Source organism: Pantoea sp. sgz302252 (assembly GCF_042610525.1).
In the GTDB taxonomy this organism is placed as follows: Bacteria; Pseudomonadota; Gammaproteobacteria; order Enterobacterales; family Enterobacteriaceae; genus Erwinia.
Map to the genome: position 1 here is coordinate 216,169 of NZ_JBHDVM010000001.1, position 15,267 is coordinate 231,435.

Annotated in this window: 21 protein-coding genes and 1 pseudogene; 10 read left to right on the forward strand and 12 right to left on the reverse strand. The window is 49.0% G+C overall.

What is annotated here, in order from left to right:
• The first annotated feature begins 7 nt into the window (after nt 1-7).
• The 3 genes from ACETPC_RS00935 to ACETPC_RS00945 all read left to right on the forward strand — a co-directional run bounded on the left by ACETPC_RS00935 (nt 8) and on the right by ACETPC_RS00945 (nt 2,267).
• Nucleotides 8-1,069: a lytic transglycosylase domain-containing protein gene (locus ACETPC_RS00935; RefSeq protein WP_380177741.1), complete on the forward strand. Its 1,062-nt coding sequence runs from the start codon at nt 8-10 to the stop codon at nt 1,067-1,069.
• A 25-nt stretch (nt 1,070-1,094) separates the two neighbouring features.
• Nucleotides 1,095-1,754, forward strand: a complete 660-nt coding sequence (locus ACETPC_RS00940; RefSeq protein ID WP_380177743.1) for a fumarylacetoacetate hydrolase family protein — start codon at nt 1,095-1,097, stop codon at nt 1,752-1,754.
• Between the two features lie 63 nt (nt 1,755-1,817).
• Nucleotides 1,818-2,267: a YcgN family cysteine cluster protein gene (locus tag ACETPC_RS00945; RefSeq protein WP_380177745.1), complete on the forward strand. Its 450-nt coding sequence runs from the start codon at nt 1,818-1,820 to the stop codon at nt 2,265-2,267.
• Between the two features lie 23 nt (nt 2,268-2,290).
• Here the strand turns inward: ACETPC_RS00945 and ACETPC_RS00950 are convergent, their stop codons facing one another.
• From ACETPC_RS00950 to ACETPC_RS00960, 3 genes are read right to left on the reverse strand one after another with little or no spacing between them, the layout of a single operon-like run.
• The gene (locus tag ACETPC_RS00950) at nt 2,291-3,574 is read right to left on the reverse strand and encodes an Arm DNA-binding domain-containing protein (RefSeq protein WP_380177747.1); all 1,284 of its coding nucleotides are present in this window, start codon (nt 3,572-3,574) and stop codon (nt 2,291-2,293) included.
• A 31-nt stretch (nt 3,575-3,605) separates the two neighbouring features.
• Nucleotides 3,606-3,854 carry an excisionase family protein gene (locus tag ACETPC_RS00955; protein WP_380177749.1) on the reverse strand — a complete coding sequence of 83 codons (249 nt, stop codon included), beginning with the start codon at nt 3,852-3,854 and terminating at the stop codon, nt 3,606-3,608.
• A gap of 37 nt (nt 3,855-3,891) precedes the next feature.
• Nucleotides 3,892-4,632 (reverse strand): DNA cytosine methyltransferase, encoded by a 741-nt coding sequence (locus ACETPC_RS00960; RefSeq protein WP_380177751.1) that lies wholly within the window; start codon nt 4,630-4,632, stop codon nt 3,892-3,894.
• A 438-nt stretch (nt 4,633-5,070) separates the two neighbouring features.
• Here ACETPC_RS00960 and ACETPC_RS00965 point away from each other — a divergent pair, with 438 nt between their 5' ends.
• On the forward strand, nt 5,071-5,928 hold the full coding sequence (locus ACETPC_RS00965) for a hypothetical protein (protein ID WP_380177752.1): 858 nt from the start codon (nt 5,071-5,073) through the stop codon (nt 5,926-5,928).
• Between the two features lie 225 nt (nt 5,929-6,153).
• Here the strand turns inward: ACETPC_RS00965 and ACETPC_RS00970 are convergent, their stop codons facing one another.
• From ACETPC_RS00970 to gamL, 4 genes are all read right to left on the reverse strand, one after another.
• Nucleotides 6,154-6,642 (reverse strand): hypothetical protein, encoded by a 489-nt coding sequence (locus ACETPC_RS00970; RefSeq protein ID WP_380177754.1) that lies wholly within the window; start codon nt 6,640-6,642, stop codon nt 6,154-6,156.
• A gap of 216 nt (nt 6,643-6,858) precedes the next feature.
• Entirely contained in the window at nt 6,859-7,740 is an 882-nt protein-coding gene (locus ACETPC_RS00975) for a RecT family recombinase (RefSeq protein ID WP_380177755.1), read from the reverse strand.
• On the reverse strand, nt 7,737-8,555 hold the full coding sequence (locus ACETPC_RS00980) for a PD-(D/E)XK nuclease-like domain-containing protein (RefSeq protein ID WP_380177757.1): 819 nt from the start codon (nt 8,553-8,555) through the stop codon (nt 7,737-7,739). The genes ACETPC_RS00975 and ACETPC_RS00980 overlap by 4 nt, the downstream gene beginning before the upstream one ends.
• A complete protein-coding gene (gene gamL / locus ACETPC_RS00985) occupies nt 8,555-8,845 on the reverse strand; it encodes a host nuclease inhibitor GamL (RefSeq protein WP_380177759.1) in 291 nt (96 codons plus the stop codon). The genes ACETPC_RS00980 and gamL overlap by 1 nt, the downstream gene beginning before the upstream one ends.
• A 323-nt stretch (nt 8,846-9,168) precedes the next feature.
• On the opposite strand from gamL, the gene ACETPC_RS00990 reads away from it, so the two are divergent.
• Both ACETPC_RS00990 and ACETPC_RS00995 read left to right on the forward strand, forming a co-directional pair.
• Nucleotides 9,169-9,510, forward strand: coding sequence for a hypothetical protein (locus tag ACETPC_RS00990; RefSeq protein WP_380177762.1), 342 nt, complete (start codon nt 9,169-9,171; stop codon nt 9,508-9,510).
• 282 nt (nt 9,511-9,792) lie between these two features.
• Entirely contained in the window at nt 9,793-10,002 is a 210-nt protein-coding gene (locus tag ACETPC_RS00995; RefSeq protein WP_380177764.1) for a hypothetical protein, read from the forward strand.
• A gap of 602 nt (nt 10,003-10,604) precedes the next feature.
• Here ACETPC_RS00995 and ACETPC_RS01000 read toward each other — a convergent pair.
• From ACETPC_RS01000 to ACETPC_RS01020, 5 genes are all read right to left on the reverse strand, one after another.
• Nucleotides 10,605-11,045: a hypothetical protein gene (locus ACETPC_RS01000; RefSeq protein ID WP_380177766.1), complete on the reverse strand. Its 441-nt coding sequence runs from the start codon at nt 11,043-11,045 to the stop codon at nt 10,605-10,607.
• 1 nt (nt 11,046) lies between these two features.
• Complete coding sequence (locus ACETPC_RS01005; protein WP_380177768.1) at nt 11,047-11,505, reverse strand: hypothetical protein; 459 nt, start codon at nt 11,503-11,505, stop codon at nt 11,047-11,049.
• 29 nt (nt 11,506-11,534) lie between these two features.
• Nucleotides 11,535-11,750 carry a hypothetical protein gene (locus tag ACETPC_RS01010; RefSeq protein ID WP_380177770.1) on the reverse strand — a complete coding sequence of 72 codons (216 nt, stop codon included), beginning with the start codon at nt 11,748-11,750 and terminating at the stop codon, nt 11,535-11,537.
• Complete coding sequence (locus tag ACETPC_RS01015; protein ID WP_380177772.1) at nt 11,747-12,280, reverse strand: DUF2778 domain-containing protein; 534 nt, start codon at nt 12,278-12,280, stop codon at nt 11,747-11,749. Before ACETPC_RS01015 ends, ACETPC_RS01010 begins: the two co-directional genes overlap by 4 nt.
• Before the next feature lie 113 nt (nt 12,281-12,393).
• A complete protein-coding gene (locus ACETPC_RS01020) occupies nt 12,394-13,101 on the reverse strand; it encodes a LexA family protein (RefSeq protein ID WP_380177774.1) in 708 nt (235 codons plus the stop codon).
• Nucleotides 13,102-13,202: 101 nt separating this feature from the next.
• Here ACETPC_RS01020 and ACETPC_RS01025 point away from each other — a divergent pair, with 101 nt between their 5' ends.
• The 4 genes and pseudogenes from ACETPC_RS01025 to ACETPC_RS01040 form a co-directional block, all read left to right on the forward strand.
• Nucleotides 13,203-13,406: a Cro/CI family transcriptional regulator gene (locus tag ACETPC_RS01025; protein WP_380177776.1), complete on the forward strand. Its 204-nt coding sequence runs from the start codon at nt 13,203-13,205 to the stop codon at nt 13,404-13,406.
• A 110-nt stretch (nt 13,407-13,516) separates the two neighbouring features.
• Nucleotides 13,517-13,795 carry a lambda phage CII family protein gene (locus ACETPC_RS01030; protein ID WP_380177778.1) on the forward strand — a complete coding sequence of 93 codons (279 nt, stop codon included), beginning with the start codon at nt 13,517-13,519 and terminating at the stop codon, nt 13,793-13,795.
• A gap of 34 nt (nt 13,796-13,829) precedes the next feature.
• Nucleotides 13,830-14,660, forward strand: a complete 831-nt coding sequence (locus ACETPC_RS01035) for a ParB/RepB/Spo0J family partition protein (protein WP_380177780.1) — start codon at nt 13,830-13,832, stop codon at nt 14,658-14,660.
• Nucleotides 14,657-15,267, forward strand: a pseudogene (locus ACETPC_RS01040) (DNA replication protein); the annotation flags it as partial. The gene ACETPC_RS01035 and the pseudogene ACETPC_RS01040, both read left to right, overlap by 4 nt.

Sequence of the window (15,267 nt, forward strand, 5' to 3'; positions counted from 1 at the left end):
CGCTTTTATGAAGCTATCTTTCTCCACCACGCTTATTCTTTCCTTATTAATGGTCGGCTGCGCCAGCCCGCACGGCAAAGCGCTGGAGAAAAAAGCGGTCGCCAGCCCCGGCGGCCAGCCAACTACCCTGGCCACGACCGGACGCGATCCCGCAGAATTTCCCTCTTATATCGAGGAGCTGAAAGCCCAGGCTCGCCAGCAGGGTATAGACGCGACCACGATTGAAACTGCTTTCAACAACATCCATTTTGTCGACCGCGCCATCTCCTCAGACCGCAACCAGCTTGAGAAAAAAATCACCCTGGATGATTACCTGACGCGCGTATTGCCGGAATGGAAAAAGCAGCAGGCGCGAGAAAACTATCAGCGCTACCAGCCGCAGCTTCAGGTGGTCAGCCAGCGCTACGGCGTAGAGCCGGAATATATCGTCTCGCTGTGGGCGATGGAGAGCAGCTTCGGCAAAATTCAGGGCAGGGAAGAAGTCGTCTCAGCGCTGGCGACGCTGGCCTTTGAGGGACGCCGCGAGGCTTTCTTTACCAAAGAGCTGATGGCTGCCCTGCGTATTATCCAGCAGCAGCATATCAGCGCGGCGCAGATGAAAGGGTCGTGGGCCGGCGCGATGGGACAGAACCAGTTTATGCCTTCTTCTTTCCTGCGCTACGGCGCGGACGGCGATGGCGACGGGCAGATCGATATCTGGAACAATATTGACGATGTGTTCGCTTCAACGGCGAACTATCTGGCGACGGAAGGCTGGAAAACCGGGCAGCGCTGGGGCCAGGAAGTTATCCTGCCGGTGGATTTCGTTAAAACGCAGGCCGGGCTGAAAAACAGCCAGGCGAAAACGGCAGGCGAGTGGCAGAAACTGGGCGTACGCTTTAATAGCGATGCCGCGCTGCCGGATAATGCTCAGCGTGCCTGGATTATTTTGCCCGATGATGCGGCTGGCCGGGCTTTTATGGTTTACGACAACTTTCGTGTCATCATGCACTGGAACCGCTCATATTATTTCGCCATCAGTATCGGCATGATGGCAGACGCTATCTCTCAACAGGATGTGGTCCGCTGACCACTCAGACAAGCAGGGGAAGGATATGTACCAGCATCATAACTGGCAGGGCGCTTTATTAGACTATCCGGTGAGCAAAGTCGTTTGCGTAGGCAGTAACTACGCTAAACACATCAAAGAAATGGGCAGCGCGACACCGGCAGAACCTGTACTCTTTATCAAGCCGGAAACGGCGCTGTGCGATCTGCGCCAGCCGCTGTCGATCCCGAAAGATCTGGGTGCGGTGCATCATGAGGTCGAACTGGCGGTATTAATCGGTGCCACGCTGAAACACGCCACGGAAGAGCATGTGGCTAAGGCGATCGCAGGTTATGGCGTTGCGCTGGATCTGACGCTGCGCGACGTTCAGGCAGGCTGTAAAAAAGCGGGGCAGCCGTGGGAAAAAGCCAAAGGCTTTGATAATTCCTGTCCGGTTTCCGGCTTTATTCCGGCCAGCGAGCTGGGCGCCGATCCGCAGAATATTGAGCTGAAGCTGGTGGTTAATGGCGAAGTGCGCCAGCAGGGATCTACAGAAGATATGATCCATAAAATTCTGCCGTTAATTGCCTATATGAGCCGGTTTTTTACCCTGCGCGCGGGCGACATTATCCTGACCGGCACGCCGGAAGGCGTTGGGCCAATGTTTTCTGGCGACACGCTGGAAGTCTCGCTGGGCGGGCGCGGCGTAGCCACAAGAGTACTGTAAGACTTGCAACTCGGGCCCGAACTGTTTATAAGGTGCGGGCTTTTAATCAAACAGGACGGCAAAATGAGCGAGACCCCTTTCTGGCAGCAAAAGAAGCTGGAACAAATGAGCGACGAGGAATGGGAATCCCTGTGCGATGGCTGCGGCCAGTGCTGTCTGAACAAATTGCAGGATGCGGATACGGACGAAATTTATTTCACCAACGTTGCCTGCAACCAGCTAAACATCAAAACCTGCCAGTGCAGCAATTACGAACGTCGCTTCGATCTGGAAGAAGACTGCATCAAACTGACGCGCGATAATCTGCCAACCTTTTCCTGGCTGCCGCCCAGCTGTGCCTATCGCGTGCTGGCGGAGGGCAAAAACCTGCCCGTGTGGCATCCGCTGCGCAGCGGCAACAAAGCGGCAATGCATGCGGCGCGTATTTCTGTGCGCCATATCGCCGTGCGGGAAAGCGAAGTTCAGGACTGGGAAGATCACATCATCAATAAGCCGCGCTGGTACGGCAAGTAGTTTGATTTGAAAGGTCTTTTTAACTAGCTGGCGTTGCTCTGGGGCATAGATGGGGCATAGCTGGTAAATCTGGCGTTTAAAAGACCAATCTGATCCACGCTGTTTTCGCTCATCCATTTCCCGTAAACGTTGTAAATCATCTGTGACGAAGCGTGACCCATCTGCTGGGCAATGAAGTTAGGGTTTGCACCGGCGCCGAGTGACCAGCAGGCATAGGTGTGTCGAGACTCATAGGCCTTGCGATGGCGAACGCCAGCTTTTCGTAACATCCTGTTCCATGCTCCGTTTATAGAGCCGGGCGAATACCATTCTCCGCCCTGGCCATTCCGCGACGAAATTCGCGGAGAAAAAACAAAGGTGCAGAAATCCTCTCTCGCTTTGTCCTTTTCCCTAAGGTGAACTTTTACTAAATGCTGACGGCTCATGCGAGTTAAAGGCATCTGTTTTTTCAGGGCAGCGATTGCTGGCTGCGTTAGCAGTATTTCCCTTACGCCTGATTCTGTTTTTGGCGGAGTAAAATGGTTGCTGACAGCCATATTTCGCGTGACCCTGATAGTCCATTTCTCTGTGTCGATGTCTTCCCAGGCCAGGGCGCAAATCTCTCCGTGCCTCATGCCAGTATAAACAGCCAGCTCCCATAGGTTGGTTATCTGCTCGCAAGGAGAAACAGCCATTATCCGCTGAAATTCTTCTCTGGTAAGCGGATCAGGACAGGCTCTGGCTTTTTTGAGCGGCGATATTGATCCCATAGGGTTGATATCGATATACCGGTTATCATGAGCAAACTTCATCATGCCCCCCAAGCATGCCATATATGCGTTAACTGTTGGTACAGTTCGCCCCTTCTTTGCGCTACGATTCTTTTGGTACTTTCCCAGAAACTGAAAACCTGTCAGCAATTCCTTTCTGTAGGCGAGTAAGCTTTCATTCGTAATAGTGCGCAGGTTAGTATCAAATCCCATTATCTGGCAGCATACATTCATATAAGACGTATAGCGGTTAAGGGCGTTTTTGGTCAGTTCCATTGATTTCAGGGAGAGCCATTTATTCACCATCTCTCCCAGACTGACATCAATTCGGGCGCCACCAAACTTTATAAGGTTGGGCGATTCGGGAAACTGCTCGGCATAGTTAAAGCTGCCTGTTTTGATCGAATAGCAGACCGCAGATCGAAGCTCTCCGGCCCGCTTTCTGTTTTTGGGGGTGTCTGGCACCCCCAAGTTTTCTCTGAATCGCTTTCCTTTGTAGATAAACCACAGGCGCAGGCTGCCGCCGTGGCACTCTACGCCAGTCGGATACTTTGTCATGACGCTTCCTTTATGTTGAACGGGAGGCTATTTAAGCAGATTTTTTGCGAGGAATGGCAGCGGGTTGTCTTTCAATCCAGCGATCAATCTCTTCACGATTGTAAAAGCATGCGCTGTTATCACGCGGTTGCCCGTCTGGAGAGATGTGTCGATACTCACGACCCTCCATCCAGGTGCTCTCGCGTGCGGTTTTAATCGTGTTCTTTTTCAAGCCGGTGATCTGCATCAGGACGGCTTCTGACACCCACTTATTAGGGGTGAGAAGGATAACATTTTCCATACTGCCTCTTTGGTTGCGATGATGTGGGAGAGGGTGATTACTTCAGAATTGAGAATGCAGTTGCTGCCACTCGCGGAACTTGTCCATTTCCAAGGGCTTTAAGTCTGTCCACCCCGAAGGCCATATCATCAGCCACTCGACATAATCGGGGTTGGCATTCAGGCCAGGGGTTTCCTCCCCTCCATCCTGCAGGTGCTGCCAGGCCAGGTAATCCTCCAGGTTGTGCCGATGCTCTCCGATTCTCGCTCTGCACCATGCTATCCCGTGGCTCCCCATGCTGGCCCTCGGGGTAGGCAACAAGCCAGATACGGTCGCGGTTATGGGGCGCTCCGCATTCAGATGCTGAAATACAACACCATTCCGCATCAAACCCCATCGCGGTAAAGTCACCGATGACCATGGCAAGTCCTCTTCCCACAAGCAAAGGTGAGTTTTCCAGGAGTACGTATGCGGGTCGAACCTCACTGATGATTCTTGCCATTTGCTTCCACAAGCCAGATCGCGCTCCCTCAATTCCGGCGCCGTTTCCTGCTGCTGATATGTCCTGACAGGGAAATCCTCCAGAAACGACGTCAACAATTCCCCTCCATGGCTTTCCGTCAAAACTGCATACGTCAGACCAAATCGGGAAAGGTCGGAGAATTCTATCGTTTTGTCGTTGCGACAGAACTTGTGCTGCGTAGGCATCACGTTCAACTGCGCAAACTGTTCGCCAGCCAAGGAGGTTTCCGCCGAGTATTCCTCCGCCAGCGCCTGCGAAAAGAGCCAGCTCATTCATTGATTCCTCTCATTTCATCTCCTTATCCACCACGCGCACGAAGTAGACCAGCCAATCCCTCGGACGGAATTTACCAGGCGGCAGCGCGGTAATCTTTTTGGTATATCTGTCTAACAGAAGTGTGGTGATGCGGTCGTGCTCTGATCGGGGCTTACCGGTGGTGGTTTTAACTATCTAGGCTCGGCAATTTCGGGCGACTGACCGCAGAGCGTTTTCAGTCGGCGCGTCCAGTAAGCAACTCTCCGCTGCTTCTCTTCCCGGCCCTTTGGTTTCGTATGGAGCGCCTACAAAAATTTATTTTGATCTTATAAAATTCTTCATGACTGTGTTATGATATTAATCGTTTGTAAAAAATATAGTAAAATATTTATCATATTGTTAAATGGTAAGATGCTTATAATATTATTAATGCTCCGTTAGTGTGAATAGGGCTTTATTTTGATAGATAAAATTGGACATATAAAAAATCCGTTGACTGTTATTGCTATTTTTGCCGCCATTGCAGAAATAAGTGGGACATGTGTCCTTCCTTTTGTGGAAGTAGGTAATCAAATAATTTATATTTGGTTTTTAATGCTCTTTCCTTTTATTTTGATTTTTTTGTTCTTTGTGACGCTGAATTTTAATCATAAAGTCCTTTATGCTCCATCAGATTATAAAAACGAAGATAATTTTCTAAGATCTTTAAAACCGCTGTCACCTTCTGAAAAGCAAGAGAAACTTCTTGATGAAGTTGCAGAAGTTGCAGAAATAGGTGAGCCTAATTATGGAAAGGATTTAAAAAATCCTGAAAAGGAATTAAGCGAAACTGAGCCACTTAAAAAATCAAAAGAACCTGCTAATAGTGAGTTTGGTTCAGATTACTTCGCCATGGTTAAGAATATTGAATTGGCTGAAAAGCTATCTATAAATAAAATCTCTACTAGTTTAGGTCTGAAATTTAGCAAGGACATGAAATTAGTTTCAGAATTTAGTAAAGATATTACTTTTGATGCTATGGCTTTAGACGGAAATACTCTTCACGCGGTAGAGGTAAAATATATTAGAACGAAGTATATGAAAGTTTCAGTGGTGCATTCAATAATGCGTAAGGCTAATGTTCTATTGAGTGAGGCTTATAAATCAGGGCAAAAAGGTGTTATTATTCATGTGGCTTTTGTGGTTGATAATCCATCAATTGACATGTTGGAAATGTATAATAAGTTAAATAATAAATTTAATGAATTGGAAGGTAATTTTCGCGTTCATCTTTACTCGATGTCAGATTTATTAAATGATTCTAGCTATTATGATTAATAAATTACCCGTGGATTTCCCTCCACTCCTAATTCTAAACACAGTATTGCGTCGCCGAGTAAAGCTCAGAGCGGTGACATCAGGTGCAATTGGGTCGCCGTGTTAATGGAACATTTCATGGCTCCTTTTAGAGCAAAAGCGTTAGCGACTGAGATTTGGGCGTAAAAAACCACCGCTTGGGTGGTTTAGATTTAACAGTAATTACTTACTTACGATATTAACTTTTTATCCTTGAGTCTCTAATGTTTGCTTAACTTTTTTGAGAGCATAGTCAGCTTGTCTGGCTTTCTCTTCCTCTCCTAATTCAAAATCAATTATAAGATGAGGCGGCAAAGGGTCAGTGTTGTTCAGGATATGTTGCCTGCCTAAAACTAACACTTCTCGTACTGACTTCCTGTCAGGCTTTCCACTAAGTAACTTTGACAGCTCCTCTGCTACAGAACTTGGAAGCCATAAAAATGCCTTGTAACTTAAAGACCTTATTTTAGCAGTTTCGTCGGGAAAAGATTGCCATTCTCCTAATAATTCTGCAAGTAGTTCAGCTTTAACCCTTGAGTCGTATGCCTCCTTCTGCGATGCTGCTTTGCGAGAAAAAATAAAATTTATTTTAGATGTAAGGTAAGAGCCGTAAAGCGTTTTTATAGTAAAGAAAATTATTTGAAATGTGATGAAGCAGATGAAAGGGGACCACGGGCTGTCAATAAAGAGTTGCATTTAATACTCCAATTTAGTGATGGAATAAAATAAATCGGCAAGTTACTTCAGAACTTTAACCCTATCCCTCTGACTACAGTATAAATATTAGCAGCTAGAAGTAGTTTCGTCCCGCACTATCAGCGATGTAACCCCGAGTGCGTCTGCCAGAGATGCCAGCACTTTGACCCTTTTCTCCTTGCTCTTTATTGGATCATTCTCGCTGACCGGGAATGGTTATTGAGCAGATTCAGCTAGTTCGTCACGGCGAATGCTGTAAACATCAGTCGCCATGTCGAGCTTTTCAGTATCGGCGGCCAGCTCGCGGGCGGCGTATTTGTAGAATTTGTTCAGCTCTTCAACGCTGGCAGCCTTGCTGGCTGCTTCGGTAAAGTCTTTCAAAAGTTCTTCCGGCGACCGGGATGGCGTTTGGCTGGTTTCCTGCGGTGCTGCATCGGCTGGTTTCTGGTTAATCAGGTTGTTCAAATCCTGCCGGGTGCGAGCCGGTGTTACGTCGCGCTCAACGCGTTCTTTCTGCTCGAACTCGTCCGGTGTGTAAACGCCCAGGATAACGTCAGGGCAGTAGAGGCGGGCCCAGTACTTCACGGCCAGATACGCCAACTGCTGCTTTGGCGCCGTTTTCCATAATGGGGAGTTGCGGGTGGTAACGAACTCCATATAGAGCGGCTCGCCCCATGTGATTTCAGTTTCGCCGCGCAGCACTGCACCGACACGAACACACAAACCTTTCTCGTTGGCTGCGTTGGCCGGGCCGGGTCGGAAGTTCTCCCAGTTGCCTCCGTATTCATATTTGAAGCGGCCCTGAACGGCTGTAGAGCTGGTGACTACGGCGTTAACCAGCTGCGCCTCATAGCCCAGCGTGCCGTTTACCAGGTGCGTTTTCTGCGCTACGGCGAACGGGTTCATTCCCCATTGCGCCGCTTGCAGCGCCACGGCCAGACAGTCAGCAGGCTTTCCGGCCAGATGTGCCGGAACCGTCGATTTGCCCTCAGCCATGACCGACGCGAACGCCTGCAGCTTCTGTAAGCCAGACGGGCTGAAAATGGCTGCTTTGGTGTCAGCCTCGTTAACCGGGGCGTGGATGATTTCGGTGCTCATGAGTTATCCTTTTTCTTCGCCCAGGCCGGGCGGGTAATTTCTTCAATGCCACCCCAACTGTCGGTGGTGCGGCATTCGTGATAGGTGTCCAGGCTGCGGCGGAACAGCTCAAATCCGGCGGCGGTGTCCTCTTCGGCAAGCTGGAAAACGCGCGTGGGGTAGCGACCACAGTCGATGGTTTCGCTCACGGCGATGAAGATAAACATGGGGTATTCGTTGAAGTGCCGGTAAAAGCCCTCGCGGTACATGGCATCCTGCATGTGGTAGCGGAATTCTTCGACGTGACGCGGGAACCGATCCATATCCGCGACCTTCTTCACATCGACAACAACCGGCTGCCCGTTGAGGAATTTGTCCGGCCTGAACCGGCACAGCTCGCCAGTCGCCTCGTCGTTCCAGTAAATCGACGCCTCGCAGTGGCCGTCAGCCTCCAGCAGCCAGCGAGCCGCCGGGTGCGACAGCGCGCTTTCGCGCATCAGCTTTAATTTCCGGCCCTGCTCGGCGTCCATGACCGTCATGCCGCTGTGCTCACAATCCTTGAGAAACTGCTTTTCCTCTTCCTTGCCCGCCGTGGTGCGCCGGTTAAAATCCGGTGCCACGATGAAGCGCTTATCGAATTCCTGCGGCTCCAGCAGCAGGCAGTGCAGGGCGGTACCCATGTCCAGGGCTTTCAGTTTTTCGGTATCGACCGGCGCACACTGCCGCCACCTGAAGATCGCCGGGTTAACCAGGATATCGTCCAGCTGCGATTTACTGACGCCAGCTCCGGCGTGATAATCCTCGTTGCTGATATCAAGGTACAGACCTGGCTCCATCAGTGCTCCTCCATGAAGCCAATCTCAATCAGCTGGTCGTGTTCTTCAGCCTGCAGGCGAGCCAGCCGATCAACAAAAGCCGCGTATTCGTCCTGAGCCTGCGACCCGCGCAGAAACATGCGCAGTTCAACCGGCAGGCTCAGCATTGCAGCAAAGTCGGTAATGTCTTCCGGGTACTGGTTTGCAAGGCTTGCCGCAATAACATCTATGCGGGAGACGCGCTGCGCCTCATGCTGTTCTGCTACGTCCTGCTGGTCTTTCAGGCTATCCTGCTGAATGTAGGCATTCATGGGCGACCCTCCGCTTTGAGGATTTCCCATAATTTTTGCAGCCAGCTTTTACGCGGCGGTGGAGTGAATGACGCGCTTGTCAGAATGTTGGAACGGTGAAACTGGATACTGTTGATAGCGTGGAAAGGGCGACCGCATGCCGCCCCTGCAATAGCGATTTGCATGGGTGATTTCCTTAGTTAGTGGGTTACATATCAGTGCCGGCTCGTGAACCAGCAGTGATTTGCAGGCGAAAAAAAGCCCGCACGTTGGCGGGCAAAAGATGGAATTTCATAAATTATTTAGTCATTATTAATTACTTATCAATGTAAATGGAAAGAAAAATGAAAAGGTTATTCGCTTCTGCTCTACTTGTTATTTCTTCGTTGTCATATTCAGTAGCCCATGCTCAGATGACTGAAGATCAGGCTAAAAATGAAGGTCGAGAAGTATGGAAAGTAGGTTGCCTGGACTATAAAAATGGGCTTTTAGAAGGAGACTTTACAAAGTGGTTTAAGTTAAATGCCATTACAGAAAGCCGAAGCGACATTAAGAAAAATGCGGTTATACGGCTTTATTCAAATGGATGGGATACTGCGAAAAGCATGGGTGGGGTGATTGATTGTAAGAATCAATCAGTGTATTCAGCCGATGCTTTCACGTCAGGAATCGATATCCGGTCTTAATTGCCCATTTCTATTTAATTATGTGAACTGCATCTCTGCGCACATTGCGATAACCTGCCTGATACTTCGCAACCTCAGGCAGGCACATTGATGTGCTCTCACACTTACTGCGCACGCTCGGAGCGCTCACTGCTTTCAGTACGCGGTCAGAGCAGCCAGATAACGCTGCGGCGACGTTGCGAGTTAACTGCGTGTCGCGTTGCTTCTCAGCCCGTTGCGCTGCGGCGCGGGCCAGATTCTTTTGCTTATTGCGTGGCATAGAGCCTCCTGTAATTGGCTTAGGTGATTGGATGGCCGGCGCTGATCTCCGGCTTTCTGGATGGCACTAACCAGACCTTGTGCAGTGAAACCGCGCATACCATCTATCACTGCGCCGCTGCGACTTACGTTGCGATCCCGGTGCGCATCAACCTGCGCATTCATCCAATCCCAAAGCCAACTGCACTTTGGTGGGGTGTATCACCCTCAATCCTGATTGTTAAAGAGCGGTAAGTCCGTTTCGTGTCTGCCAGCGCCCTGCTGATGGAGTTAGTATCACCATTAGTAATTTTATAGTCAACACTAACGGTGATAAAATATTACGAGCGGTGCTGATATTTATGAATTTAAAAGGAATTTATTTTTTACAGTTTATGATTTCAGAGGAGTTACCTGCGTTACAGGCACAAAAAAGCCCGCACGAAGCGGGCTGTGTTTGCTGTTTTATAGTCTTTTTTTGCCCAAGGGCTGGATTTCCCTGGTATCAGGTTATCGGCCTAACTCATCGCACCTTGAGAAACTTCCAAAAAAAAGCCCGCCGGGTGGCGGGCAAGATGATCGAAGCACTAACTCTTTTTAGGTCACTCTAAAGTATTGTCACATATGGTTTGTGAAGCAGATCACAGTGAAAGGCATGCAAACGCTTTTAAGAACAGTCTTGGGACACAAAAAAGCCCGCAAGGGGCGGGCAAGTGGTAGCTTTCATCGTTTTTTGTAGTCTATATGATAGACGTTCTGGCCAGACATGTATTGATTTTCGTCAATCGCATGCAGAAAAGCGCCAAAAGGACATAAAAAAGCCCGCTCGGGGCGGGCTATTAGCTCTGTTAAAGCGACTAACTTGGGTTATGCGTTGAGAATAGTTCTATGATTCGATACAAGCCGTAAAGCACACTTGGCAGGCCTAAAACCCAAGCTGTTATAGCTATTCTTTGGTCTTTTAACTTCCCATCGTAAGCAAGAGACTGATTTTCAAGAGATGAACTGAGCTTCTGTGACTGAAGCTCTAGAGCTGCTGTTAATTTAGCTGATTGCAGCTCTAGAGCCGATGTAAGCTTTGTACTCTGCAAATCAATTTTATAATCCAAGCGAATAATGCTCTCATTGAGGCGTGTCAATGTAGAGTCGATTGCTTCGACTTTCTTTTCCAGTCGCTCTAAACGCTCTGTCATATCGCCACCCCCGCCATTACCATCACTATAGGAAGGAGTATGGGGCTTGAGATTGCTTGGATCAAGTACCTCTGACTTGTTACTCATGTCATAAAGCTGACCCATCCTATTCATCTTCCTCAGTTAAGACATAAAAAAAGCTAGAGTGCTTATCAACTATTGTTTCTGTCTTTTCATGTTCGCTATTCAATAAATAAACACTTATGTGGATTTCATAACACCCGCTTTTGCTTATCTCGACTTGATTCACAAACATAGAACTTAGGTAAATGACCTGCTGATTTTTTATAATCTTCCTGATTGGGTGTTCAACTTTGCCGGTCTCGCCGCTGTCCAGAACCATTCCTTTACCTTCGAAAAGAATATCTAGTTCCGTAACAACAAATTTATTTGTCTCAAGGGCCAGTCCAGCCGTAACGACAAACGACTGAATTGAATTACCTTTTATACCCGTGACTAATGGCTCAGGAGTATAAATCCTGCTAGCGGGCATACCTTCTCTAAGCAAGGTCGGGTAGGCGAAAAGTATTTTATCCAAAGGCATTACACTCCCAATTTTACCCAAACGTCTATTCCGGCCACTGAGCATAAGCTTCAGGCTTTACGTTTTCGATACAACCATAAGGCTACCAGAGCGGCCACGGTAGAGACTGCAACTTTAGCTGCAATGACCGTAAACTCAAAGCTGTCCATAGCCTCTTCGCCATCACCACTGATGTGAACGTGATGCTCAACTAAGCTGCTCAATAAGCTATTTGGGATAAAAACCATTGCGGCGACAAAAACGATAAAAAAAATGATAATTTTCATCTTACTTCACACTTAGAAAAGTCCGGAACTCCACGGACATCAATCCGACCATACGCCATAAGACCTTTGCCACCCGGAACGCGGATTTTTTTACGGTTTAACAGCGATTTCCTCAAAGTTTGAAAATCAGACGATCTGTAGAATGTAATGCAACCCCATGATACGCCGGAGCCATCGGTATTGAGAGGATGCAATCGGAAGCTCCCGCGGCGAGCACCGTTTACAAAAACATAGTCGCTCATTGTTTCCGCACTATACAGGCCAAACCATTCTGAATGGTGATTTTTATAAAGGTGAGCTAGATCAATCGCTTCTGCTCGTAACTGGTTAAACCAACTGCCTGTTGGCCTGTCGACAATCCAATAAGTGCCGGGTGGGATTGCAGCCTTCTCAATGTCTGAACAGTTGGGCTTATTAATAAAGCGCTCAATACCCGACAGAACGTCAAAAGAGCCTACCCCGTAACAGTTTAACTTTAGACTCTTACCATCTTGAGAAAGTCTTCCATAATCCATCATGCAGATCTGCACTTTTAATACTCCTGAAATCAGTTTTACTACCCATATCTTCTAGAAGCGGTAACCCAAACAAGCCCCGTTTTTGTCTCAACCGCCACACTAATGGTCTGGAAAGGTTGATTCTTTTAACTAAATGTCTCTTCCGGCCACTGAGCCTTAACCACTTTGCCAATGATGCGGATGCTATGGTCGCAGTCGATCGTCCTGTACGCCGGATTTAGCGGAACCAGATAGCTTATGCCCGAATCAAGGTCATATTTCTTGAAGGTTGCCTCTGAATCGCCATTGGCCGCTGCCACACAGAAATCGCCAGGCGCAACAGTTACAGCCGGATCGACAAGAATCAGCATGCCTTCCGGGAAGCTCGGGCGCACGCCCTGCGGCGCCGTCATAGAGTGACCTTTAACCTCAAGCCAGAATGCCTTCTCGCTGGCTTTCTTCGTAGTTGGCACCCATGCCTTAGCGTCGCTGGCCGTGTAGCTGCCGACCTCAGCAAAAGGTCCAGCCTGGACATGCGCAAAGAGTGGGTACTCGTATTGTGGCTTCGCAGCTGGTGAACCTTGCAACGAAGCGTACATATCTGCAATTTCCGCCGCAATGCTAGGGCTGAAATCTTCTACCGAAACCCCAAGTATTTTGGCTAGCCGGGCTGCATGAGCCGGACCGATAGCATTTGAGCCATTCAGCAGTTGCGCGACGCCGCTTTGTCCCATGCCCATCCGCTCAGCCAGCGTCTCTTGAGACAAGCCAAGAACTTTCTTTTTGTTTTCAAATATCGCTTTTAGCCGATTGGCATCAGCAATCTGCTCTGGTGTTAAGGGTTTCTTTTTCATACTGCCATTTTATAACCGTGAGGAATAATCACCAATCACCATTAGTGTTGACTATTTCATTACTATTGGTGATAATAAGTTTTGTTTTTAAGGAGACAATCATGGAAAAACTGTCGTTGTCAGTATTCGTCTCCCGGAACGGGCAAGAGAAGGCTGCTGAGATTTTCAATGTACGTCAAAGCGCCATCAGTAAAGCCCTTTCATCAGGGAGAAATATCACGGTCACCATCTTTGAAAATGGACGGGTGATTGCTGAGGAACTTAAGCCATTCCCCAGCAGCAAGCGTGATATTCAGGCTGCTTAAGTAGTACCGCTCTTTAAAAAATCTGGCCGCGGGTGTTTCACCCCGAAAAACAACGTGAAGGCTTACGGCCTTCGCACGTAACTAACTAACCAACACGGACATTATCCAAGATGGAAATCACAAGTACCCGCAAGAAAGCCAACGCAATTACAAGCAATATCCTCAACCGCATAGCGATGAGGGGGCAGCGTAACGTGGCATCTGAGTTGGGTATAAACGAATCGCAGATCACGCGATGGAAGGACAGTTTCATCCCAAAAATGAGCATGCTTCTGGCTGTTCTGGAATGGGGTGTAGAGGACGAGGAACTGGCGAGCTTGGCTAAACAGGTGGCGCGGCTTCTTACAAAAGAAAAAGCCCCGAGCTGCGTCAACAGCTTCGAGGCCTGATGCGAAAAGACTGGATCAATTCACAGGGGTAATTATGACAACGCTTTCCCAGCTGTACAAGCAAAAAGAGAAAAATGGAACCGGCACCACCGTTAAGAAAACATTCATGGTGCCGATTAGTGAGCTTTATCTGGAAGAGGGCAGCAACATTCGCCCGGTCGATCAGGAGCACGCCGAATACATGCGTGATTGCTGGATTGATGGCTCCGATCTGCCGCCGCTTTCTGTTGAGGTGACCGAGAAGGGCATTAAGGTCATTGACGGTCAGCACCGTTTTATCGGTGCAAAAATGGCTATCGATTTGGGCCATGATATTCCGCGTATTGAATGTAAGGATTTCGTCGGTACCGAACTGGATAAGCTGGCGCATATGGCGAAATCCTCGCAGGGCAAGCCGATCACGCCCCTGCAGCGTGCTGGCGCATACAACCGCGCTAAACGCCAGGGGCATAGTCCAGCGGAAATAGCCAAAGCATTTGGGCGATCGGTTGCGGATGTAGAGCTGCATCTTCAGCTTCTTTCCTCCGGTGATGTGCTTATCGGGATGGTTGAATCTGGCGAAGTAGCTGCAACAACCGCCGTTGCGTTGTCGCGCGAACATGGGCCCAAAGCTGGCTCAGTGGCTGCTGAAGGGCTGGCGAGGGCTAAGGCGGAAGGCAAGTCCCGCCTCACTAAATCTGCCGCCATGCCGCAATTCAGCGCGAAGAAAGCCCGGCGTCTGGTTGAGCTGCTGGTGGATGCGCTGTATGTGAACGAAGAGGTTATTGAATCACTCGTTCTTGCTTCTGGCACGGCTGACGAAATTCAACGCATTTTGGCTGAATACCGCGCTGGCATTCCAACTAACGGCGAGGAGGCTGCATGAACCTCGCTTATTCCAACGTAACACCATTACGGCCTGATAAGCAGGCCGCTGACAGACCGGAGGCAACCGGTAAGGGGTTTGCCTTGCTGCACAGAAAAATAATGGAGCTGCCTTTCTACAGGACGGATTCTGACGCTGTTCACCTGTGGATACACTTCATCCTCTCTGCTAACCACTCTGCCGGAATGGTATCTACCGAATTTGGCGAGCTGCTGTGCAGACGAGGGGAGTTCATCACCGGGCGTCACACCCTGGCACAGGAAACCGGTATAGACCCGAACCGGATAAAATACTTGCTGCTGAAGTTCGAAAAACTGGGGATGATCAGCAAGGAATCGAACAAGAAATTTTCGAAGATTCTGGTCACAAAATACGACGATTATCAGCAAAAAGTTGTGCCAACAGATTGCCATCAAAGTGCCATCGCAAACCCGCATGCAGCAAGGGCTGGCGGGGAGGTTGTGCCAACAGATTGCCATCAAAGTGCCACAAACAATATAACATCTAATACTAACGTATTAGATTCTCGTCAGAGAAATCTCCCTCCTGCTGTCCGGCAACCAAAACCGCAACGACCTGAAGCAGCCATTCAGTCACCGAAAGGCGA